The organism is Catellatospora sp. IY07-71, assembly GCF_018326265.1.
Classification (GTDB): Bacteria; Actinomycetota; Actinomycetes; order Mycobacteriales; family Micromonosporaceae; genus Catellatospora.
Genome location: NZ_AP023360.1, coordinates 938,068 through 960,392 on the forward strand (window position 1 = coordinate 938,068; position 22,325 = coordinate 960,392).

18 protein-coding genes and 1 pseudogene are annotated in these 22,325 nt (G+C 72.6%); 7 read left to right on the forward strand and 12 right to left on the reverse strand.

Annotated features, from left to right (window positions below; translation table 11 throughout):
* Positions 1-29: 29 nt before the first annotated feature.
* From CS0771_RS04315 to CS0771_RS04330, 4 genes are all read right to left on the reverse strand, one after another.
* Complete coding sequence (locus CS0771_RS04315) at positions 30-131, reverse strand: 30S ribosomal protein bS22 (RefSeq protein WP_007465623.1); 102 nt, start codon at positions 129-131, stop codon at positions 30-32.
* Between the two features lie 101 nt (positions 132-232).
* On the reverse strand, positions 233-442 hold the full coding sequence (locus tag CS0771_RS04320) for a helix-turn-helix domain-containing protein (protein WP_203741940.1): 210 nt from the start codon (positions 440-442) through the stop codon (positions 233-235).
* A 92-nt stretch (positions 443-534) separates the two neighbouring features.
* Positions 535-2,418 carry a hypothetical protein gene (locus CS0771_RS04325; protein ID WP_212839872.1) on the reverse strand — a complete coding sequence of 628 codons (1,884 nt, stop codon included), beginning with the start codon at positions 2,416-2,418 and terminating at the stop codon, positions 535-537.
* A 74-nt stretch (positions 2,419-2,492) separates the two neighbouring features.
* Positions 2,493-3,455, reverse strand: coding sequence for a proline dehydrogenase family protein (locus CS0771_RS04330; RefSeq protein WP_212839873.1), 963 nt, complete (start codon positions 3,453-3,455; stop codon positions 2,493-2,495).
* A 118-nt stretch (positions 3,456-3,573) separates the two neighbouring features.
* On the opposite strand from CS0771_RS04330, the gene CS0771_RS04335 reads away from it, so the two are divergent.
* The 3 genes from CS0771_RS04335 to CS0771_RS04345 are packed head-to-tail and all read left to right on the forward strand — an operon-like array spanning position 3,574 to position 5,598.
* Entirely contained in the window at positions 3,574-3,813 is a 240-nt protein-coding gene (locus tag CS0771_RS04335) for a hypothetical protein (RefSeq protein ID WP_212839874.1), read from the forward strand.
* A 6-nt stretch (positions 3,814-3,819) separates the two neighbouring features.
* Complete coding sequence (locus CS0771_RS04340; protein ID WP_212839875.1) at positions 3,820-4,986, forward strand: glutathionylspermidine synthase family protein; 1,167 nt, start codon at positions 3,820-3,822, stop codon at positions 4,984-4,986.
* A gap of 18 nt (positions 4,987-5,004) precedes the next feature.
* Complete coding sequence (locus tag CS0771_RS04345) at positions 5,005-5,598, forward strand: CGNR zinc finger domain-containing protein (protein WP_203741950.1); 594 nt, start codon at positions 5,005-5,007, stop codon at positions 5,596-5,598.
* A gap of 69 nt (positions 5,599-5,667) precedes the next feature.
* On the opposite strand, the gene CS0771_RS04350 is transcribed toward CS0771_RS04345, so the two are convergent.
* Together CS0771_RS04350 and CS0771_RS04355 are read right to left on the reverse strand one after the other, a co-directional pair.
* Positions 5,668-6,468 carry a sugar phosphate isomerase/epimerase gene (locus CS0771_RS04350; RefSeq protein ID WP_244870595.1) on the reverse strand — a complete coding sequence of 267 codons (801 nt, stop codon included), beginning with the start codon at positions 6,466-6,468 and terminating at the stop codon, positions 5,668-5,670.
* Positions 6,469-6,488: 20 nt separating this feature from the next.
* The gene (locus CS0771_RS04355) at positions 6,489-7,415 is read right to left on the reverse strand and encodes a Ppx/GppA phosphatase family protein (protein WP_212839876.1); all 927 of its coding nucleotides are present in this window, start codon (positions 7,413-7,415) and stop codon (positions 6,489-6,491) included.
* 35 nt (positions 7,416-7,450) lie between these two features.
* On the opposite strand from CS0771_RS04355, the gene CS0771_RS04360 reads away from it, so the two are divergent.
* From CS0771_RS04360 to CS0771_RS04370, 3 genes are read left to right on the forward strand one after another with little or no spacing between them, the layout of a single operon-like run.
* Positions 7,451-8,308 (forward strand): hypothetical protein, encoded by an 858-nt coding sequence (locus tag CS0771_RS04360; RefSeq protein WP_371821547.1) that lies wholly within the window; start codon positions 7,451-7,453, stop codon positions 8,306-8,308.
* 28 nt (positions 8,309-8,336) lie between these two features.
* The gene (locus CS0771_RS04365) at positions 8,337-8,507 is read left to right on the forward strand and encodes a hypothetical protein (RefSeq protein WP_212839877.1); all 171 of its coding nucleotides are present in this window, start codon (positions 8,337-8,339) and stop codon (positions 8,505-8,507) included.
* Positions 8,504-8,887: a type II toxin-antitoxin system death-on-curing family toxin gene (locus CS0771_RS04370; protein WP_212839878.1), complete on the forward strand. Its 384-nt coding sequence runs from the start codon at positions 8,504-8,506 to the stop codon at positions 8,885-8,887. The genes CS0771_RS04365 and CS0771_RS04370 overlap by 4 nt, the downstream gene beginning before the upstream one ends.
* Before the next feature lie 4 nt (positions 8,888-8,891).
* Here the strand turns inward: CS0771_RS04370 and CS0771_RS04375 are convergent, their stop codons facing one another.
* Both CS0771_RS04375 and CS0771_RS04380 read right to left on the reverse strand, forming a co-directional pair.
* The gene (locus CS0771_RS04375) at positions 8,892-9,575 is read right to left on the reverse strand and encodes a response regulator transcription factor (RefSeq protein WP_120317276.1); all 684 of its coding nucleotides are present in this window, start codon (positions 9,573-9,575) and stop codon (positions 8,892-8,894) included.
* Positions 9,576-9,690: 115 nt separating this feature from the next.
* A pseudogene (locus CS0771_RS04380) lies at positions 9,691-10,950 on the reverse strand (sensor histidine kinase); the annotation flags it as partial.
* A 224-nt stretch (positions 10,951-11,174) separates the two neighbouring features.
* On the opposite strand from CS0771_RS04380, the gene phoU reads away from it, so the two are divergent.
* Positions 11,175-11,813, forward strand: a complete 639-nt coding sequence (gene phoU, locus CS0771_RS04385) for a phosphate signaling complex protein PhoU (protein ID WP_212839879.1) — start codon at positions 11,175-11,177, stop codon at positions 11,811-11,813.
* 37 nt (positions 11,814-11,850) lie between these two features.
* Here phoU and CS0771_RS04390 read toward each other — a convergent pair whose 3' ends face one another.
* The 4 genes from CS0771_RS04390 to CS0771_RS04405 all read right to left on the reverse strand — a co-directional run bounded on the left by CS0771_RS04390 (position 11,851) and on the right by CS0771_RS04405 (position 22,295).
* Entirely contained in the window at positions 11,851-13,938 is a 2,088-nt protein-coding gene (locus tag CS0771_RS04390; protein ID WP_212839880.1) for an MBL fold metallo-hydrolase, read from the reverse strand.
* Complete coding sequence (locus tag CS0771_RS04395) at positions 13,935-20,153, reverse strand: hypothetical protein (protein ID WP_212839881.1); 6,219 nt, start codon at positions 20,151-20,153, stop codon at positions 13,935-13,937. The genes CS0771_RS04390 and CS0771_RS04395 overlap by 4 nt, the downstream gene beginning before the upstream one ends.
* A 196-nt stretch (positions 20,154-20,349) precedes the next feature.
* Positions 20,350-21,294, reverse strand: coding sequence for a carbohydrate ABC transporter permease (locus CS0771_RS04400; RefSeq protein ID WP_212839882.1), 945 nt, complete (start codon positions 21,292-21,294; stop codon positions 20,350-20,352).
* An 11-nt stretch (positions 21,295-21,305) separates the two neighbouring features.
* Positions 21,306-22,295: a carbohydrate ABC transporter permease gene (locus tag CS0771_RS04405; RefSeq protein ID WP_212839883.1), complete on the reverse strand. Its 990-nt coding sequence runs from the start codon at positions 22,293-22,295 to the stop codon at positions 21,306-21,308.
* Between the last annotated feature and the right edge of the window lie 30 nt (positions 22,296-22,325).

The window sequence follows — 22,325 nt, forward strand, 5'->3', positions numbered from 1 at the left end:
GGACAGCTCACGGCACCCGGGCGCGTGCCTCACTTGCCGAGACGGCGACGCTGGACGCGGGTCTTGCGCAGCAGCTTGCGGTGCTTCTTCTTCGCCATGCGCTTGCGGCGCTTCTTGACCACGGAGCCCATACGGCATCCCCTCGAAGTTGACGGTGGTGGAACCCGTTCAGGGTAGCCGAGCAGCCGTGGGCGCACTGCCAGGGGTCACCGTCCGAGTGAGGCGGACCGCCTCACTGCTCGGAGAAGGCCCCGCGCAGGTACTCCTGAACGGCCTGCTCAGGGACCCGGAACGACCGCCCGACCCGCACCGCCGAGAGCTCCCCGGAGTGCACGAGACGGTAGACGGTCATCTTCGAGACCCGCATGAGCGTCGCCACCTCGGCGACGGTGAGAAACCTGACCTCCGCCAGCCGGGCGTCCGGCCGTGCTGATCCGATCATGAGCAGCCCCACCTCCCTATGTGACGGGCGGGTTCCTGTGTATTGAGTACGTTACCGGGACGGTTGTGACCGATGCGAGGCTTTCGCCAAGATCAGGCCGCGGTACGCCTGATGTACGCGGCGCAGTCGCGCTCCAGCGCCCCCCACGCCACCCCGAAGACCTGCGGCGAGACCTCGGTCACGGACTTGCCGTCGTGGACGACGCGGTGGAAGAAGTCGACGAACTTCGCCTCGCCGAACCGGTCCGCCAGGTAGCGCACGGTGAGGCCGCTGACGCCGTAGCGCGCGACCACCTGCCACGCGGGGGCGTCCCTCGGGGGCAGCGCGCTCTCCACGTCGCCGTCCCACTGCTTCATCAGCCGCCGGATCTCGGTCAGCCGGAGATAGTCCCGGACCCGACGGCCGTTCAGGCCCGCGTACTCGGCCAGGCCCTCCTGCAGCCACCACAGCTTGTCGTCGTCGTCGCTCAGCCCGGCCAGCGACGCGGCGTGGGCGAGCTCGTGGCGCAGCACCCCGCCGGCCATGGCCGGTCCGCTGTCGCGCTCGTTGAGCACGATCTCCCAGCGCTCAGGGCCCACCCGTACCGCTCCGCCGCTGACGTGCTGGCCCGGCTTCCAGGAGAACCAGGTGCCCCAGGCCCCGTCCCCGGCGTGGTAGACGACGTAACGCGGCGGCAGCTTTCCGGGGCGGGCGAACCGGTCGGCGACCTTGGCCGCCTTCTCCGCCTCGGTCAGCAGCCGGGCGAGCCGGTCCTCGTGCTCCGGCGTGGTCGCGACGACGGTCCGCGGGCCTGCCACCGCGACCAGTTCGGCAACCTGCCACGGATGCGGCGACGGCTGCACCTGCACCGGCGCCCACTCGCGCAGCAGCGCGCGGCCGTCCGCGATCCGCCACCGGGTGGCCGCCCGCGCCGGTGCCGACGAGCAGATCGGGGTGACGAAGCACGGGGTGCTGCGCAGCTCGGTGATCCAGACCTGGCCGTCGGGCGCCGGCAGCGGGTGGGTCGGCTGCTCGGTCCACGCCGCGACCTGCATCGCCCGCAGCGACCGGAACTGCCGCCGCAGCCCGTCGCGCACCTTCACCTCCGCCGCCGGATCCACCACGGCGAGGTAACCCTGCTCGTCCCCCGACAGCAGCGCCTTCTGCTGCGCACCCAGCGCCGCGCCGATCCGGTCCTTGATCCACGCCTGCCGGTCCGGCAGCGACGCGCCGAACCCGGGGCTCGGCGCGGAGCCGTCCGGGGCGGTCCCACCGCCGGTGACCCGGTCCCGCAACCAGGGGAAGACCAGCACCGCCGTGCCGCCCGCGACCAGGCAGGCCACCACCAGCAGCACCGCGAGCAGCACGATGAGCCGCCCCCAGCGCCGCCGCGGCGGCGGCGCGACCGGCCAGGACGGGACCTGCTGCGGGTAGCCGGGCACCCCGGACACGACCGGCTGCGCACCCGTCCCGTGCGGCTGCACGACGGGCCACGCCCCGCTGCCGCGCTGCGGCTGCACGACAGGCCACGCCCCGCTGCCGTGCTGCGGATGGACCACCGGCCACGCGCCGCTGCCGTGCTGCGGATGGACCACCGGCCACGCGCCGCTGCCGTGCTGCGGATGGACCACCGGCCACGCGCCGCTGCCGTGCGGCGGCTGGGCAGCCGGCCAGGTACCCGTGCCCGGCGGCGGCGCGGCGGCGGGCGGGGATGCCGGGGGCAGCACGGTCGTGGCGTCCGATGCGGTCCGGTCGGGCAGCGGTGCGACGGTGATCGGTGCGGTCGGCGGCTCGTCGGGCGGGGGCGGGGCCGACTGGGCCGCCATGATCACCGCGGACGGGGTCGGATCCTCGTGGTCCAGCGGCAGATGCCGGTCGGGCAGCTCCGCGCCGCCCTCGGCCCACGGATCGACCGGGCCGGTCCCCGTGTCCTCGAACGGCTGCCAGCCTGCGGGCAGGGCCGGGCCGGCGGCGTCGTTCGCGTCCTCGGGGTGCACGGACGAGGACGCTACCAACGCGCGGCACCGCGCGACAGCCCCGCGAGCCGCACCCCGCTGGACCTGCTTCCGGGCTACTTCTTCGAGACCAGGGCGCGGGCGAAGAAGGTCAGGTTGGCCGGGCGCTCGGCGAGCCGACGCATCAGGTAGCCGTACCACTCGGTGCCGTAGGGCACGTAGACGCGCACGGTGTGCCCGGCGCGGGCGAGGCGGGCCTGCTCGTCGGGGCGGATGCCGTACAGCATCTGGAACTCGAACTCGGCCGGGGAGCGGTCGAACCACTTGGCCCGGTCCTGCGCGATCGCGATCAGGCGGGGGTCGTGGGTGGCCAGCATCGGGTAGCCCTCGCCCGCCATGAGGATGTTCATGCAGCGCACGTAGGACTTGTCGACCTCGAGCGGAGCCTGATAGGCGACGTGCTCGGGCTCCTTGTACGCGCCCTTGCACAGCCGCACCCGCGAACCGGCGGTGGCCAGCTCCCGGCAGTCGCTCTCGGTGCGGCGCAGGTACGCCTGCAGCACCGCGCCGGTGCCGGGGTGGTCGCGGCGCAGCCGGGCCAGGATGTCCAGCGTCGAGTCGGTGGTGGTGTGGTCCTCCATGTCGAGGGTGACCGTGGTGCCGATCGCCGCGGCGGCCTCGCAGATCTCGCGGGCGTTCTTCTCCGCGAGCTGCTCGTCGAAGGCCTGGCCGAGCGCGGAAAGCTTCAGGCTCACCTCGGCGGTGGCGACCGTCACCGTCCCGGTCTGCTCGCCGGGGACGGCACGGCCGGTCAGCCCGGCCCGGCCCAGCTCGGCCAGCAGCTCCAGGTACGCCTCCTTGGTGGCGTTGGCCTGGTCCGCGGTGAGCGTGTCCTCGCCCAGGTTGTCCAGCGTGATGGTGAGTCCGGCGTCCGCGAGCTGCCGGGTCGCGGTGAGCGCGTCCGCGGTGCCGGTGCCCGCGACGAAGCGCTTGACGACGTCTCGGCTGATCGGTGCGGTCTCGACGAGGTGTTCCACCTTCTGGGACCGGGCGGCGGCGAGGATCACGGAGCGAAGCATGAGGGCAGCGTAACGCGCCTGTGCCGGGCCTCTCCGGGGACACCGGTTCTTGTATACAAGAGCACTGTTCGATGTCTCGACTGTCCGGTAGTTGTCCGCGTCGGCTACAACATTCCACGTGACCGACAAGAACCCGCTCCGCTCCCCCGCCGTGATCATCGGCGGCGTGGTCGTGCTGGTCGCCGCCCTCGCCTGTGCCATGGACGATGACGACGACTGCGACAGCCAGCCCGCGCCGCGCCAGACCGTGTTCGCCGCCGGCAACTCCGGCATCCGCCTGGCCGAGCCGCCGACCTCCGCCGAGCCGCTGCCCGCCTCGGGCGGCTTCGGCACGCACCTGGCCTCCTGCGGAGGCTGAGCACAGGTGCGGCGTCATCAGATCGAACCCCGCCCGGACTGGCGCGAGACGGTCCGGGCTCAGGGCATGCTCTACTCCGACACCAAGCTCGACGACGGCGCGACCACGCCGTACTGGGACGAGTCGGCCTGCTACTCGTTCACGCTGGACGAGGTGCTGCGGCTGGAGGAGGCGACCGAGGAGCTGCACCGGATGTGCCTGGCCGCGGCCGCGCACGTGGTGGAGCGGGGACGGTTCGCCGAGTTCGGCATCCCGGAGTGGGCGCGGGCCGAGGTGAGCCGGGTGTGGCGGGAGCAGCCGCCGACCCTCTACGGCCGGTTCGATCTCTGGTACGACGGCAGCGGCCCGCCCAAGATGCTGGAGTACAACGCCGACACCCCCACCTCGCTGATCGAGGCGTCGATCATCCAGTGGTTCTGGCTCACCGACACCCGGCCGGGCCTGGACCAGTGGAACAGCCTGCACGAGCGGCTGATCGAGGGCTGGCGCGGGCTCGCGCCGCGGTTCGCCGACGGCCCGGTGCACTTCGCCTGGTCGAACCTGGAGGAGACGTTCGAGGACCTGATGACCGTCGGCTACCTGGCCGACACGGCGCACCAGGCCGGCCTCGACGTGCGGGTCACCCCGATGCTCGACATCGCGTGGGACGGGCGCCGCTTCCGCGACAGCGCGGGCGACCCGATCAACACGATCTTCAAGCTGTATCCCTGGGAGTGGATGGTCGCCGAGCCGTACGGGCGGCTCGCCCTGGATCCGGGCACCCCGACCACCTGGATCGAGCCCGCCTGGAAGCTGCTGCTGTCGAACAAGGCCCTGCTGGCCGTGCTCTGGGAGCTCTACCCCGGCCACGAGCTGCTGCTGCCGGCATACCTGGACGGCCCCCGGGACATGACCGAGTACGTGGCCAAGGCGCTGCTCGGCCGCGAGGGCGCCAATGTGCGGATCGTCACTGCGCAGGGCGAGCAGTTCACCGACGGTATCTACGGCGAGGGCGGGCACTGCTTCCAGGAATTCCGTGCCCTGCCGTCGTTTGACGGCAACCACGTGGTCCTCGGGTCCTGGATCATCGACGGCGAGGCGGCGGGCCTGGGGCTACGCGAGAGCACCAAGCTCATCACGGACGGTCACGCGCGCTTCATCCCCCACTATGTTGACACCCCACGCACGCCATAGTTGCACTACCTTTGTCGGGTGAACTTCGATGCGTACGCCCGAACGGCTGTTGATCTTGTCAACGCGCCGCTGGACGACCTGAGCCAGCTCCGCGCTGTCCTGCCGGGGCCGGACTGGATGTGCGAGGACGCCACCGAACGCGACCTGCAGGTGTTCCGCAAGGCCCAGCGGCGGCTGCGCGAGGTGTTCGAGCACGGCGCGAACGGCCGCGAGCGTGAGGCCGTCAACGAGCTCAACTCGCTGCTCGAAGCACATCCGGTGCACCCCCGCATCTCCGGCCACGAGTCGGGGAACTGGCACATCCACGTCACCAGCCGGGGCTCGGCGGTCAGCGCCGAGTACCTGGCCGGCGCCGTCTGGGGCCTGTCGGTGTGGCTGTGCGAGTACGGCAGCGCCCGGTTCGGCGTCTGCGCCGACGACCGCTGCGGCAACGTCTACCTGGACACCTCGTCGAACAACTGCCGTCGCTTCTGCTCGGAGCGGTGCGCCACCCGTTCCCACGTGGCGGCACACCGCGCCCGCAAGAAGGCCGCCATCTCCGAGCACGGTCCCGCCGCGGCCCGGCTCAAGCCCGAGGTCCCCCAGCAGGCCAGCCTGACCCCGGTCGGCTGACCGCACTCCCTTTCCTGACCGAAGCTCCCGCCCACCTGGGCGGGGGCTTCGCTCGTAACGGAGCGCCGGTCAGGCGCGGGCCGCGCTCGGCGCGGACAGGTGGGTCCGCGCGAACTCCAGCGCCTCGGCGAGGTCGGCCTCGCGAGCGGCCCGACTGCCCGCCTTGCGGGTGGCCACCTCCATCGCCACCGAGCCGGTGAACCCGCGCTCGGCCAGCGACTCCAGCAGCCGGGCGCACGGCTGGGTGCCCCGGCCGGGCACCAGGTGCTCGTCCCGGCCCTCGCCGGTGCCGTCGCCGAGGTGGATGTGGGCCAGGCCCTCGCCCATCGCGTCGGCCATCTCCATCGCGTCGGAGCGCGAGGCCGCGCAGTGCGACAGGTCCAGCGTGTAGGAGTCGTAGCCGGTCTCGGTCGGGTCCCAGCCCGGGTGGTAGGGCACCACCTGGCGCTTGCCCATGCGCACCGGATACATGTTCTCCACCGCGATGCGCACCCCGGTGTGCCGGTGCGCCAGCTTCGAGACGGTGTCGGTGAAGCCGCGCGCGTAGTCGCGCTGCCAGCTGAACGGCGGGTGCACCACCACGGTCGGGGCGCTCAGCGTGTCGGCCAGGATCACCGCGCGGCGCAGCCGCTCCTTCGGATCCGGGCTCCAGACCCGCTGGGTGACCAGCAGGCACGGCGCGTGGATCGACAGCACCGGGACGCCGTAGTGGCGGGACAGCCCGCGCAGCGCGCCCGCGTCCTGGCTGACCGCGTCGGTCCACACCATGACCTCGACACCGTCGTAGCCCAGCGACGCCGCCAGCTCGAAGGCTGCGGCGGTGGGCTCGGGGAACACGGACGAACTGGAAAGAAGCACCGGCACGGACACGCGTTCCAGGGTAGCCCCGGTCAGCCCGTAGTCAGCTGATCCAGGCGGGTGAGGATGACACCTTCCCGCAATGCCCACGGGCAGATCCGCAGCTCGTCGACCCCCAATCGCCGCATTGCGGCCTCCGCCACAACCGCGCCGGCGAGCAGCTGGTGGGACCGGCTCGCGCTCACTCCGTCCAGTTCGGCCAGCGCCGCCGACGGTATGCGCTGGATGAACCCGCGCACCTGGTGCAGCCCGCGGCGGGTGAGCGCGCGCGGCGCCCACAGCCCGTCGCCGCTGGGCGCGGCACCGGCCAGCCGGGCCAGCGAGCGGAACGTCTTCGAGGTCGCCGCCGCGAACTCGCACCCCTTCAGCTCGTCCAGCTCGCGGTGCATCAGCTGCTCGTCCACGTAGGACTCCAGCGCGGCCAGCTCGGCGGCGCCGGGCGGGTCCGCGGTCAGCCAGCGCCGGGTCAGCCGCCCGGCGCCCAGCGGCAGCGACACCGCCGCCGTCGGCGACTCGTCGATGCCCGCGGCCAGCTCCAGCGAGCCGCCGCCGATGTCCAGCACCATCAGCCGCCCCGCCGACCAGCCGAACCAGCGGCGCACCGCGAGGAAGGTCATCCGGGCCTCGTCCTCGCCGGAGAGCACCTTCAGGTCGACGCCCGTCTCCTCGTACACCCGGCGCAGCACCTGGGCCGAGTTGGTCGCGTCGCGGACCGCCGAGGTCGCGAACGCCATCAGCTCCTCCGCACCCAGCTCCTCGGCCGCGGCCTTGGCCTGCGCGCACGCCTTCACCAGCGCGTCCGCCCCGGCGATGGTCAGCTCCCCGGCCTCGCCGAGCTGCTCGGCCAGGCGCAGCCGCTCCTTGAGCGAGCGGGCGGGCCAGGGGTGCGCACCGCGGTGCGCGTCCACCACGAGGAGGTGGACTGTATTGGATCCGACATCGAGGACACCGAGCCGCATGCGCCTAACTTATCGGTGCCCGCCACCGCCGTAGGCTGGGACTCGTGGAGCACGAGGGAGAGACTTCGCTGGACTTCCCGCGGGAGTGGCTGGAGTTCGCCGACCCGGCGGATCCGAACCATCTGATCCGGGCCGACCTGACCTGGCTGCTGTCCCGCTGGACCTGTGTGTTCGGCAGCGCCTGCCGGGGCATCATCGCGGGCCGGGAGCAGGAGGGATGCTGCTCGCACGGCGCGTTCTTCACCGACGCCGACGACGTCAAGCGGGTCAAGGCCGCGGTCAAGCGGCTGGACAAGGCCGGCTGGCAGCACCACGTACGCGGCTTCGACAAATGGACCGAGCTGGACGAGCTGCACGACGAGAAGCCCGCCCGGCGCACCGCCACGCAGAAGGGCCCCGACGGCGAGGAGGGCCCGTGCGTGTTCCTCAACGACGCGGGCTTCCCGGGTGGAGGCGGCTGCGCGCTGCACGCCCAGGCCCTGCGCGACGGCAAGCACCCGCTGGAGTACAAGCCCGACGTGTGCTGGCAGCTGCCGATCCGGCGGGACCAGCAGTGGACCAAGCGCCCGGACGACACCAAGGTGCTGGTCTCCGCGATCGGCGAGTTCGACCGGCGCGGCTGGGGCGCGGGCGGCCACGACCTGCACTGGTGGTGCACCTCGTCGCCGGACGCGCACACCGGCGCGGAGGCGATGTACGTCAGCTACGCCCCGGAGCTGACCGCGCTGATCGGCGAGCAGGCGTACGCGAGGCTCGCCGAGCTGTGCGCCGAGCGGGAGAAGCGCGGCCTGGTCGCCGAGCACCCGGCCACCGTCGCCGCCCGCGAACGCACCCCGCTGAAGCTGCTTGCCCCGCGGGATAACCTCGAATCATCCCGCGCCGAGCGGGCCTGAGCAGAGCCAGCGTGAGCGAGGAGTCAGCGTGAGCGAGGAGCAGGTGCGCCGGGCCCCGGCGCTGCCGGACGTGCACGACGAGGAGCGCCTCGCCGCGCTGGACGACCTGCCCGGCGAGCCCGGCCCGGAGGGCTTCGCCGCGGCCGTCGACGAGATCGTGGCCGCGCACGCCGAGCTGCTGGCCCGGCTGGCGCAGTGAGCGAGGTCTACGTCCCGACGTACGCGGACGTGCTGGCGATCGCCGGGCGGCTCGGGGTCGCCGTCCGCGATCCGGGCCTGGTCGAGTCGGCGGTGGCCCGCCCGCGCAGCACCGCCTTCGGCACGGAGCTGTACCCGGACCTGTGGACCAAGGCGGCGGCGCTGCTCCAGTCGCTGACCCGCAACCATCCGTTCGTGGACGGCAACAAGCGCATCGGCTGGATCACGGCCACCGCCTTCCTCACCGTCAACGGCGCGGTCAGCCGCCGCCGGCTCGCCGCGCTCGACCAGGACGTCGCGTACGACCTGGTCATCGCGGTGTGCACGGGCGAGCTGCGGGAGATCGAGGAGATCGCCCAGGCGCTGCGCGAGCTGTACTGACCGGTCACGGCTCGAACTTGTAGCCCAGGCCGCGCACCGTGACCAGGTAACGCGGGGTGGACGGCTCCGGCTCGATCTTCGAACGCAGCCGCTTCACGTGCACGTCCAGCGTCTTGGTGTCGCCGACGTAGTCCGCGCCCCACACCCGGTCGATCAGCTGGCCGCGGGTCAGCACCCGGCCCGCGTTGCGCAGCAGCAGCTCCAGCAGCTCGAACTCCTTCAGCGGCAGCTGCACCGGGGCGCCGTCCACGGTCACCACGTGCCGCTCCACGTCCATGCGCACCGGCCCGGCCGCGAGCGTGCCGCCGGCCACCTCCACCACGTCGGTGGTCTGGCGGCGCAGCACCGCGCGGATCCGGGCGACCAGCTCCCGCGGGGAGTACGGCTTGGTCACGTAGTCGTCCGCGCCGATCTCCAGCCCGACCACCTTGTCGATCTCGCTGTCCCGCGCGGTGACCATGATGATCGGCACGTGCGAGCGCTGCCGCAGCTGCCGGCACACCTCGGTGCCGGACATCTCCGGCAGCATGAGGTCCAGCAGCACGATGTCGGCGCCCGTGCGGTCGAACTCGGTGAGCGCGGCGGTGCCGGTCGCCGCGACGGAGACCTCGAAGCCTTCCTTGCGCAGCATGTACGACAGCGCGTCCGAGAACGACTCCTCGTCCTCGACCACCAGTACGCGGGACATCAGGCCCACCTTTCGCAGTTGCCAGTCAGCCGGTCTGGGCCGGTCGTGCGGGGTTCGCGGCCGCCGCCGTGGGGTCCACGGCCGGTGTCGCGAGGTTCGGAGCGGGCACGCCGGGGGACGGCGACGCATCGATCTCAAAGGAGGCGGGTAGCGGAAGCATCGCCTCCGGGGGTCGGGCGGGTAGCCGTAGGGTGAACGTCGAGCCACCGCCGAGGCGGCTGCGCACGTCGACCCGTCCCCCGTGGTTGGTCGCGATGTGCTTGACGATGGCCAGGCCCAGCCCGGTGCCGCCGGTGGAGCGCGAGCGCGCCTGGTCGGCCCGGTAGAAGCGCTCGAAGACCCGGTCCAGGTCGCCGGGGCCGATGCCGATGCCCTGGTCGGACACGCTGATGTCGACCCGGTCACCCTCGGCCAGCGCGCTGACCACCACGGCCGACTGCTCGTGGGAGTAGGCCACCGCGTTCTCCACCAGGTTGCCCAGCGCCGTCGCGAACTGGTTGTCGTTGCCGTACACGGTCAACCCGCGGGTGCCCACGGTGACCAGCTCGATGTGCTTGGCGGCCGCGTTCGTGCGGGCCCGGTCCAGCGCCTCGGCGATCACCGCGTCCACCGAGACCGGCTCCGGGTCGGGCAGGCGCTCGGCGCCCTGCAGCCGGGACAGCTCCAGCAGCTCCGAGACGAGCCGGCCCAGCCGGGTGCTCTCCCGCTGGATCCGCTCGGCGAACCGGCGGCTGGCCGCCACGTCCTCGGCGGCCTGGGCCGCCGCGGCCTCCGGGTCGGGCTGCTCGCTCGCCGGTTCGGTCGCGTCCAGCAGCGCCTCGGCCAGCAGCTGCAGCGCGCCGATGGGCGTCTTCAGCTCGTGGCTGACGTTGGCCACGAAGTCACGCCGCACCCGCTCCACGCGGTGCGCGTCGGTCACGTCGACGGCCTCGATCGCCACCAGGCCGCCGCCCACCGCCACCGCGCGCAGGTGCACCCCCAGCGGGGAGTCGGCCAGCTCGCGACCCCGCGGCAGGTCCAGCTCCACCTCGCGCGGCACGCCCGTGTGGCGGACCTGGCCCGCCAGGGTACGCAGAATCGGATGAGCGCTGATCGCGCCGGGCACGCCGCTCGCGCGCAGCATGCCCATCGCGCGAGCCGCGCGGTTGGCCAGCACCACCTGGTCACCGCCGTCGAGCAGCACCACCCCGACGCGCAGCGCGTCCAGGCTCTTGCGGCCCAGCCCCGCCAGCGGGTCGTTGGACAGGGGCGCCCCGAGACCCGACGGGCCGAGCGCGTTGACCGCGGTCGCGGCCTGCCGGTGGGCGCGCCAGCGGGCGTAGAGCAGGCCCGCGATCAGGCCCAGCACGACGCCCACGGCGACGGCCAGCATGATCGTGCCGCCGCTGGGTGGCGCTGCCAGTGGGTTCACGATGCGATCGTAGGTCAGCCCGCTCCCCCAACGTTCCGCCACAATTCAGGTATAACGCTGCTAAAACCGGCATTGGTTGCACAGTGTTCACCGTCGCGCCTGCTCGCGTTCACCGATGTTCACCTTACGGCCGCCCACGCCGCCTACCGTGGTCGGCGACCCCCTCCACCGTTCTCAGGAAGTGATCAATGCGCGAGGAGTTCCGTGCCGACCTGCTCGAGGTCGGCCGCCTGCTGGTCTCCATGGCAGAGGCGGTCCGCACCGCGATGAGCGCGGCCACGACCGCCCTGCTCAGCGCCGACAAGGAGGGAGCCGAGCGGGTCATCGCCCGCGACGAGGAGATCAACGCCCTCTTCCGCTCCGTCGAGGACAAGGTCCTGCGGCTGCTCGCCCAGCAGGCCCCCGTCGCCTCCGACCTGCGCATGGTGATCACCTCCCTGCACATCGGCACCGACCTGGAGCGCATGGGCGACCTCGCCGAGCACGTCGCCAAGTCCGCCCTGCGCCGCCACCCCGCGGTCGCCGTGCCCGCGGAGCTGACCTCGATCTTCGGTCAGATGGCCAACGTGGCCGACCGCATCGCCGGCAAGATCACCCTGGTGCTCGCGTCCCGTGACATCGAGCGCGCCGCCGAGCTCGAACGCGACGACGACGCGATGGACGAGCTGGAGAAGGCCCTCTTCGCCAAGCTGCTCGACCAGAGCTGGACGCACGGCGTCGAGTCCGCCGTCGACACCGCGCTGCTGGCCCGCTTCTACGAGCGTTACGCCGACCACGCCGTGAACGCCGGCCGGCACGTCATCTACCTGGTCACCGGCGAGTCCTGACCGTCACGGCGTGTTCCGCGCGGCCGGCCCGGCGGGGTCACGACTGCCACCGCCGGGTCGGCACGACCCGCTTGTTCAGCCGGCCCAGATGGTCGGCGAACTCGCGCTGCGGTCCCGGCAGCCCGTGCACCAGCATCACCTCGGCCGCGGCGGCGCTGTTGACGATCGAGACCAGCCCCTTGCGGTCGGCGTGGGCGGACAGCCCGAACCTGGCGATCCGGGCCTTGACCTCGATCGTCTCGGTGTCCAGCAGGAACCGGGTCTCGTCGCCGTCCGCCAGCGCGAGCAGCGCCGCCCCGGGCGACTCCTCGTCCTGGTAGCCGGCGAGCAGCAGCGCGGCGGCCGGGTCGGGCAGGATCGACCGGGCCCACTGCACGGCCGGACCGGCCGTCAGCATCCCGGAGGTGGTGATCACGACGCCGCGCCGGAAGGACGCCATCAGCTCCCGGCGGCGATCGGGCAGGACCTCACGCACCTGGCCGCCGAAGATGCGCAGCGGGCTGTCGCCGCCCTCGCTCTGCTGCTCGTAAATGCGGGCGATCTGCCGGGCCATCCCGTCGACGAGCACCGGCACGTCCGGCAGGTTCCGCCGCAGGGTCAGCGCCACCTCCTGGGCCCGCCCCAGCGCGAACGCGGGCACCAGCACGCGTCCGCCCGCCGCCACCGTCTCCGCCACCGTCGCGAGGAAGTTCGCCACCTCGAAGGCACGGGGCGAGCCGCCTGGCCGGCAGTGGGTCGACTCGATGACCAGCAGGTCGGCTCCGCGGGCGGAATCCGCCAGCACGAGCCCAGGCACCGTCGCCTGGGCCTGGTCGGAGACGTCGCCGGTGACCACCACCCGGCTGCTCCCCGCGCGGACCACCACCCCCGCGGCGCCCAGGATGTGCCCCGCGGGGAACAGCTCCACGGTCACCCCGTCGTGCACCTCCACCTCGGTGCCGAACTCCGCGGTCCGGATGCCGCGCCGGGCCGCGCCCGCCTCGATATGGCCGTATGGCAGCGCGGCCGCCGCGCCGTCGGACGGCTCCGCCCGCCGGGCCCGCTCGAACACCTTCACCGAGTCGGCCCACATCATGGGCAGCAGCGCCGCGGTGTCCGGCGTGCAGATGACGGGCAGCGCCGGGTAGTCGGCCAGCAGCGCCGGTACGTAGCCGGCGTGGTCGTTGTGCGCGTGGGTCACCACCACCGCGTCGATCCGGCCGGCCCGCGCGACGGCGATCTCGGGCGGCCCCACCTCGCTCAGCAGCTGGCGCGAGCGGAGCCCGGCGTCGACGAGGATGCGTACGTCGCCGACCTCCACGAGCATGCACGACCCGCCGATGTCGGTGCCCCCGCCCAGCGGGACCAGCGAGATGTCCCTGCGCCGGGTCCGCGCCGGAGGCGGCGGCGCCGGGGCCCGCATCGCGTCGAGCACCGCGAGGAAGGCGCCGAGGTCGACACCCGCCGTCGCCAGCGCCCCGGCCAGCCGGGAGGTCACCTCCGCCGCGCCGCCGTCGACCCGCAGTTCCCGCTCGCGCGGGTCGCCGTCCGGCGGCGCGGGCCGCGCGGCACGCGCCAGCAGGTCCGCCGCGTGCAGCAGATCACCGCTGCGGCGGCGGGCCACCTCCAGCTCCGCGCGCAGGGACTCGACGACCGCGAGCGCCTCGTCGCGGTCGGTGAGCGCGGCCTCCAGCTCCTGCCGGGCCGCGTCACGTTCCCGCGTCGCCCACTCCAGGCGTCCCCGGTACAGGTCACGCCCGGCCTTCACCTCCGCGAGGTTGCGCGCGGCCCGCTCCGCCCGGCGCTCCTCGGCGGTCGGCGCGGGTTTCGGGTCCGGTCGCACCTGCGCCGGCACGAGCGCCCGGGGATCGGCGAGCCGCACCGCCGCCTGCTCCGCCACCACCGGATCGGGCCCGGTGAGGTCCCGCAGCAGCGCATGGCCGGACGCCAGGTCGGCCGCATACCGCTCCGCGAGCTCGGCGCGCATCGACTCGACCCGGGCGATCACCAGCAGCAGGTCCGCCCGGTTCGCCGCGACGAACCGGGTCCGGTCGACGTCGCGCCCCGCGTAGGCCGCCGTGGCCAGCACCCGGCCCGCCGCGTCCTCGGTCAGCGCGGCCAGCAGGCGGTGAGCGGACCGGCTCACCTCGCGGCCGTCCGCGTCGCCGCCGCCATCACCGGCTCGACGAGCAGGAGCCCGTCCTCGGCGCTGGCGACGAGCAGCCCGAGCGTACGCAGGACGTCCACCACGTCACCCAGACCGCGGTAGCCGAGCGCCTCCAGTCCGGATTGGCGCAGCACTGCCGCCGCCGAGTCCTCCGACTCCGCGTGCAGCCAGAGGTAGTCGGCGATCTCCTGCGGATCAGCCTGATCGCCGGCCAGCTCGCGCACCAGGAAGCGCCAGGCCTCGTGCAGCACCTCGTCGGCGCGCGCACCGGACGCGGCGACGAGGTCGTCGGCGCGCGCCGGATCCGACAGGTGCAGCCGCAGACCGCCGAGCGGGTCGACCCGGGCGTCGCCGTCCTGGTCGCGGGACAGATCCTCGGCGACCTTGTTCACGTTCATCGGCCAGCCGCCGGTCGTGGTGAGCAGCTCGTTGCGGGAGGCGTCGTCCTGGAACGGCAGGGGGGTCTCGGTGAGCCACAGCCGCAGGTCGGTCTCTTCGTAGCGGCGCAGCCCGGTGAGGCCGGACGAGGCGTCGGACTCGTCGGCGACGGTGGGCCACAACGCGGCCTGCCTGGGGGTGGTCACCAGAACGATGCCCAGCGTCCCGCCGGAGTGCGCGGCGATGAGCTCCCGGGCGGTACGCCAGGTGGTCCGGGCCACCTGCAGGGTCGCCGTCTTCAGATCGACGACCACGACGGCGTGCCCGCCGGCGGCGAGCATGGTGGCCTGCTGGCACTCGTGCGCGATGTTCGTCGGCGTGGCCTCGCGCAGCTGGCTGCGCCGGACCCCGGTGATCGCGTTCTGATGCTCGTCACGCATCGCCCGGATGCAGCGCTCCACGGTCAGCGCCGCCGATCCGGCGATCACCCGGACCTGGCTCCGCGGCGACAGCAGGTCCGCGATCTGCTGGGATGTCAGCGGACTGCGGGTGGGGCCGGAGCCGAACTGCGGGCGCAGCAGGCTCCCGTCGAAGCTCTGCGGCAGCGGCATCGAACTCGCCTGCTGCAGGAACTCGGCCACCTCCTCGCGCGAGCCGAGCAGGTCGAGGATGTTCGGCGTACGCAGGCGGTACCGGCCGTTGGCGTACGACAGCACGCCGAGGTCGACGCACTCGTCGAGCAGCGCCCGGAACTCCCCGGACCGGACGTTCTCCGCGGCGAATCCCTGCGGCCACCACGCCTCGCACTCGGTGCGCAGCGTGGCCGGCGACATCGCGAAACCCGCGCCGTTCGCGTGCGCCTCCAGAGCCACGCAGTAGGCGATGACCTTGTACCGCAGGTCCAGGTTCAGCGTCCAGTCGAACCGCTTGCGGAACGCCGTCCGCAGGCTGTCGTCGTCCCATACCGCCTCGACGTCGCCGTCGGTGACGTTCTGCGGCGGAGCGTCCGCGGTCAGCGGAACCCGCTGCAGGTTGCGCAGCAGCTGGGCGCCGAAGAGCTGGATCAGCGCCGGCTGGTTGTTGGCCAGGGCGAGCACCCGCGGCGCGTGGTCCTGGTCGCCGAAGCGGTAGCCGAGCGCGTGCAGCGGCTTGGTCAGCAGGTCGTAGGCCGCCTGCGGGGCGAGCGGGCCGACGCAGACCGGATCCCCGAAGTGGGCCAGCGGATGGTTCACGAGGCGCTCGAAGCGAGCCGTCTGGTGCAGGCCGGCGAAGACCACCTTCACCGACCGCGTGGTGCTCTCCATCAGCTCCTTGAACTGGGTGACGTTGGTGAACGGGCCCTCCGCCGCATCGGCGTCCAGGAAGAAGTCCGACTCGTCCAGCAGCAGCAGGAGCTGGCGGCCCGGTCGAGCCGCGATCCACGCGGCCACCTGGCTGATCAGCGCGAGAGCCAGCTCACCGGCGGGCGGCTCGCCCGAGACGATGCCCTTCTCCGCGAGGCTCGGCCACAGCGTCGACCACACCGCGTCGGCGGGCACGGCCTGGCCGACCTTGTAGATGGAGAGGTAGACGGCGTGCCGGGACACGTTGTCGTCGAACTCGCGCGCGGCGGCCCGCAGCAGCGCGGACTTGCCGAGCTGGCGTCCGCCGTAGACGATGCAGGACCCCATCATGTCCACGACCTTGTCGCGCTCCTCCGCCCGCCCGTAGAACATCTCCTGCGGGACGAGCCCGGCCACGTCGGGGGTGAACGGTGTGGCGGAGGTGAACGGCAGCGAGATGGCCATGGTGGTGTCGCGGCTGGGCTCCGGCTGGGCGACCAGGTAGGCGAACGCCGCCTCGTCGATCACGGCGGTGACCGGCAGCCGGCGCCCGCCGCCGCTGCCGCCGCGGAACTCGGTGGCCAGTTCCCGGCGTGCGTTCACGTCCAGGGTGCCGAAGTAGAGCACGAGGACGGAGTGGTCGGTCGGCTCGCCGCGCAGCAGCTCGATCAGCTCGGAGGCGGTCAGGCGCCACACCGCGAGCACTCGCAGCGTGTTCCCCGAGGGGCTGATCGCGCTGCCGAACGCCGGGATGAGGGCATTGCCCGCGGTCGCGCGCACGCCGGTGAGGTGCATCCAGTACGACCGGCCGGACGCCTGCCCGCGCCGGCCAGTCGGGGGCGTGTTGGCGCCCTCCACGACGAAGCCGAGCCGCTCCAGCACCGGCTTGACGTTGCCCAGTTTCGAATCCAGCGACTTCATCTGCGCCAGCGCCGTCCACTGCCCGATGCTGCTGGCAGCCCCCCTCACCCGGATCTGGGACACGTCGATCCCGGCGCCGTCCAGCGCCTTGGCCAGCGGCCCGGCGGCGGGATTGTGCCCGTCCTCGATCGCGCGCCGCAGCTCGGCCAGGATCGCGGTGATGGGGGCGTTGCCGGTGGAGCCCGCGAAGAGCGCGGGGAAGACCGGGTGGAACAGCCGCAGGTGGTCCACGTCGTCATGCGGTCCCGGCAGCTCGCGCCCGCTCCGCACGGTCTCCAGGTATTCGTTGGCGGTGGTCAGGTCGCCGTCGTCGATCCGGCTGGCGATCCGGGCGGCCGCGCCCGCGGGCACCTCGGCGTCGCGGAGCTGGTCACGGGCGGAGTCGATGGCCTTCCGCGCCTTGCCGGCCCGGTCCTCCTCGATCTGGAGGACGTCGGCCAGCATCGCGTCGAAGTCCCGCCGGGTTCCACGCGTCCCCGAGGTGTACTCCCGGATCTGCGAGGAGAGGTCGGCCCAGTCGTCGGCGCTCAGCCTGCCGTACCGGCGGTCGGTGTCGATTCGGGTGGCGGTTCCCCCGGCCAGCTGGTCGAGACGCTCGGCCGAGGCCACGACGGCCCGGTCCCGCGCGGCCGACAACCGTTGCGCCAGCTGCGGGTCGTCCGCCCGCAGCACGTCGATGAGGATCTGCGTGCCCACCTGGTCATGCCGTTCCGCGCGCTGCTCGAAGGCGCGGACCCAGCCCGGCTCGCCGTCGTTCAGCGCGTCCACGGCGGCCGCGATGTCGTGGACCGTGGCCGGGCGCAGCGGCTCCAGGGACGGCCCGATGGGCAGCTGCGGCGCCAGCGCCAGCTGGCCGTACACAAGCCGGTCCGCGGCCAGTTCGGCGCCGCGCAGGGCGGTCTTCCCGTCGAGCAGGTCCAGCGACTCGCTGAGCAGCGCGAGGCCCGCCGAGGTCGCCGCGTCCCTGGCCCGCTGGCCGCTGTGCGCGAACGTCGCGAGCTGGTCCAGCGCCTGCTCACGGATGGCGTTGACCCGGGACCGCAGTTCGGCCATCGGGTCGGCCATCCACGTGCCCGCGGCGGGACGGGTGAGGTTCTCTGTCGCCTCCACCCACTTGGTGAGCAGGTCGGTGACGTCCGCGGTCCATTCAAGGATCTTGCCGCGAGCCTTGGCCTCGATCCGCTGACGCCGCTTCACCGAGGAGGACCGGCGCGTATCCTGGTCCAGCGCCGCTTCGAGGGCCGACTTGGACCTCAGCTCACGCACCCGCTCCCGCACCGCGGCGAGGTCGTCGAGGCCGCGCGAGCCGCTGGCGACGATGGTGAGGGGTCCGCCGAGGAAGCCGCCCGCCGCCATCCAGAGCTGCCACAGCTCGGTCGCGGCCGCGTACCGGATGGTCCGGGACGGCCCCGAGAGCAGCATGTCCCGCGCCGCACCCGTCAGCGCCGCATGCTCCGCCTCGGCGCCGGCCGCCTCCGCCACCGCGTCGGTGCTGCGTGCGGTCAGGTAGGCGCCGCTGTAGATCGCGTTGAGCAGCGCCTCGGTCAGCTCCTCCACCGCCGCGCCGGCCTTGTTGATGCTGGGGATGACGTCGCGCAGCGGTCCGGCGGCGCCCGCCGTGGGCGACAGCAGGCCCGCCCGCACCGACGCGGCGTAGACCAGCATCTGCATGTCCGGCCGGTCGCCGAGCGCCTCGGCGTCGAGCTGCCGCGCGGTGTCCGCGAACGCCGCCGCGTTGGACCCGGCCGAGCTGCGCATCGCCATGGCGTGCGCGGCGAGCCGGTGCGCGGCCACCACGGCGGGGGGCGCCTCCTGCGCCTCCATCAGCCAGGAGGCCAGCACGAACCGCCCTTCGCCGAGGAGCCGCACGTGCAGTGACTCGGCGTCGGGCGGGGCTCCCGTATCGCCCGCGTCGTCGACCGCGCTCACCTCGTCGGCCGGGCCGCCCGCCGGCACGGGGACGGTCAGCTGGAGTCCGGCCAGGACCTCCTCGAGGCTCGCCGGTGCCGCCGGTGCCGCCGGTGCCGCCGGCAGGGCCGCCGTCTCCGCGGCGGGCCGTGGTGCGGGCACCTTTGTCGGCGTTCCGGCGGGTGACTGCACGCCGGGACCGGCCGGACCGGCGACGTGCGGCGTGCCGATGTCCGCCGCGCCGGTATTCGGCACTGCCACGTCCTCCGGCACCACCGCGTCCTCCGGCGCGGGTGTGTCCTCCGGCGCGGGTGCGTCGTCGGCCAGGCTGAGGCCGCCGGACGCCGCCAGCATGATGAGCAGGGACGCGGCCGGCAGGTCCCGCTGCACGGTGCGGGCGAGCTCGGTGACCCGCTGCGGGTCGCGGCCGCCGATCTCGATCGCCGTCAGCAGGGCGTCGAGCCCGGCCAGGACGGCCGGATCGGTGCCCGCGTCCACCGACGCCGCGAGTTCGGCCACCTGACGCGCCTCGCCGGCCATGTACTCCGGGGCGCGCAGCGAGATCAGCCGTCGGACCCGAGCCACGTGACCCAGGGAGTCCATCGCCGCGGACAGCTCGTCGAGCCGCAGCCGTGCCTCGTCGAGCGTCTGCGGCGCCGGCTCCTGCGTCACCACCGCCATCTTCTCGAAGAAGGCGTTCAGGTTGTCGACGAACCGGCCGACCCGGGCCAGGTCGCCCTCGGTGGGCAGGCGCCCCGCGTCGAGGGCCTCCACCAGGCCCGGCAGGACGTCGGCGCGGATCTCCCCCAGTGCGTCCGTCACGACGTCGCACAGCGCCGCGAGATCGCCCACGTCGTCGGGCGACACCTCCTGCCCGTGCATGCCGTTGCCCCAGGCCGCGGGCGCGCGCGCCACGTCCACACCGTCGTCCGGCGGCGCGGCCGTGATCTCGTCCGGCAGCGCGGACGCCGCAGCGGCAGCCTGGCCGTGCTGAAGCTCGGTCACGACGTCCACCAGGCGGCCGAGCGGTTCCGGGTGTGCGGGCAGCAGCGGATGCCGCTGCCGGAGCCGGGCCCAGGTGGCGCGTACCGCTGCCAGCGCGTCCGGACTCCAGCCCGCGGGCGGTTCGGCGACCAGCCAGCCCAGCGCGGCCACCGCGCCGACGTGCGCCGTAGCCACCATGACCGACCAGACCCCGGCCCGCACTGCGGGCGTGTACCCGAACGAACCCGCGTCCAGCAGCAGCGGAAGCATGTCGTGCGTGGAGAGGAAGGCCAGCGCGCTCGCGTCCGCGCGGAGCACCGCGGCCAGCTCCTCCTCGGTCAAGCAGCAGGTCCGAGCCGTGTTGACGACCCCGAAGCGAAGCGCGTCGGTGAGGATGAGCTCCGCGAGCCCTTCCGGAGCGCGCACCAGCCTGGTGCGCAGGGACTGGGCGAGCACGGAGGTGGAGGCGCCCGTGCGTACCTTCAGCTGCTGCTGGATCCAGGACAGCTCGGCGGCGGGCAGGCGGCGCAGCTCGTCGGCGAGCTCGGCCACCCCGATGCCCAGCGCGGCCGACTTGGCCAGCCGCATCGGGCGCAGTTCACGCACGTCGTGCTCATTCAGGGTCGGTGCTTCGGGGCTCGGCAGGAAGCGTGCTTCCGGGTCCACGTCCGCTCTGCTCACGATGACCTCCCGATCGCCGGCGCACGCCGCAGGCTCCGCCTACGCTGCGGAATCATCCCACGTGTGCGACACGTCACATGATCCACGACGGCGTACCGAAGCCACACAGGTCTTTGACGGACAGATCGCCTACAGACGAGGGAGCGGCACCCGCCGGTGTGGCGGATGCCGCTGTACGAAGTGGCCTGGTTACGAGCTACTTGAGGGTGGCGCCGGTGAGTCCGGCCTGGACCTGGCGGTGGAAGACCAGGTACACGGCGAGGATCGGGAGCATGGCGATGGTCATGCCGGCGAAGAGCCGCGCGAAGTCCGTCTCGTAGCGGGCGTTGGTGGCCAGCTCCAGCAGGCCCTGGGTGAGCAGGCGCTTGTCCTCGTCCTTCATGATCACCGTGGGCAGGATGAACTGGTTCCACTGGCCGATCACGTTGAAGATGCCGATGCCGATCAGGCCGGGCTTGGCCATCGGCATCATCACCTGGAAGAACAGCCGCACGTGCCCAGCCCCGTCGACCGACGCGGCCTCGGCGATGCTGCTGGGCAGGGTACGGAAGAACGCGTGCAGGAAGAAGATGGTGAACGGCAGCGAGTACGCGACGTACACCAGGATCAGGCCGAGGTGCGTGTTCAAGCCGATGACCTCGACGAGCCCGAGCGCCTTGGCGATCTTCTCGACGGTCAGGTAGAGCGGCAGGATGCCGAGGTAGATCGGCATGGTGAGGCCGGCGATGAACATCCAGTACACGGCCCGGTTGCCGCGGAACGGGTAGCGGGCGAGCACGTACGCGGCCATGGAGCCGAGCAGCATGGTGAGCGTGACGCCGCCGATCAGCACGATGATCGTGTTGATGAAGAACTCGCCGATGTGGCCCTTGGTCCAGGCGCGGCCGAAGGCGCCCCAGAGCCACTGCTCGGGCAGGCCGAGCGGGTCGTTGATGATCTCGGTGTCGGTCTTGAACGACTGGATGACGGCCCAGAGCAGCGGGATGGTGACCAGGGCGCCCCAGAGGAACAGGAAGCCGTGCGAGAAGACGTTGAAGACCCGGCCCTCGTCGCTGGACGGCTTGGCCTGGCCCGCAGCCCGGGGCGGCGCGGCGGGGGGCGCGGGCGTCGCGGGCGCTTCGGTGGTCGCGAGGTGAGACATGGCGTTGCCCCTCAGAACTCGAGCTTGTCGCGGCTGCGGGTGACCCGCAGCTGCACCGCGGCGAGCAGCAGGGTCAGGATGGCGATGGAGACGCCCATGGCGCAGGCGAACGCGAAGGAGTCGAACCGCGACGGCCGGAAGGCGTTCGACATCATGTACGAGCTCATCACCTGGCTGGCGTCGTTCGGCCCGCCGCCGCCGGGGCCGGGCGTCATGCCGACCACGAGGGCGTAGAAGTCGAGCGCGGCGATGCCGAGGTAGACCCAGGCGACGGAGACGTGCTCACGCAGCAGGGGCAGGGTGACCCGGAAGAACGTCTGCACGCGGGTGGCGCCGTCGAGCGTCGCCGCCTCGAAGATGTCCTTGGGGATCGACTGCATCGCCGCGGAGAAGAGGACGAGGTAGAAGCCGACGCCGCCCCAGATCGCGATCAGGATCAGGCAGACCAGGACGACGGGCGCCTCGAAGGTGAAGTTGCCGATGGTGATCGGCGGGAACACCGACTCGCCCTCGGCCAGGAACATCAGCGGCTTGTCCTTCTCGACGAGGCCCATCGCCATCAGCAGCGAGTTGATGAGGCCGCCGTCGTTGCTCTGGAACACCCGGCGCCAGATGACGGCGACGATGGCGATCGAGAGCACCTGCGGGAAGAAGAAGATGAACTTGTACACCGAGGAGCCGCGTACGCCGCGCACGCCCGCCTTGTCGCCGCGCCCGCCGACGTTGAGCATGAAGGCGAAGAACAGGGCCAGCAGGATCGTGACGACCGGGAAGACCGTGAGCACCACGACGTTGTGGCCGAGCGCCTTCAGGAAGACCTCGTCTTCGAAGAGCTCCACGTAGTTGCCGAAGCCGACGTACGAGAAGTCGGGGCTGAAGCCCGAGAAGTCGGTGACGGAGTAGTACGCCGTCTGAGCGTACGGCCAGAGCACGTACACCGCGTACAGCAGGATCGGGGCGAAGAGGAACCCTGTGATGAAGCGGGCTCTGCCGAACGACATGGCGGTAGTCCTTAACCGGCGACTTCGGAG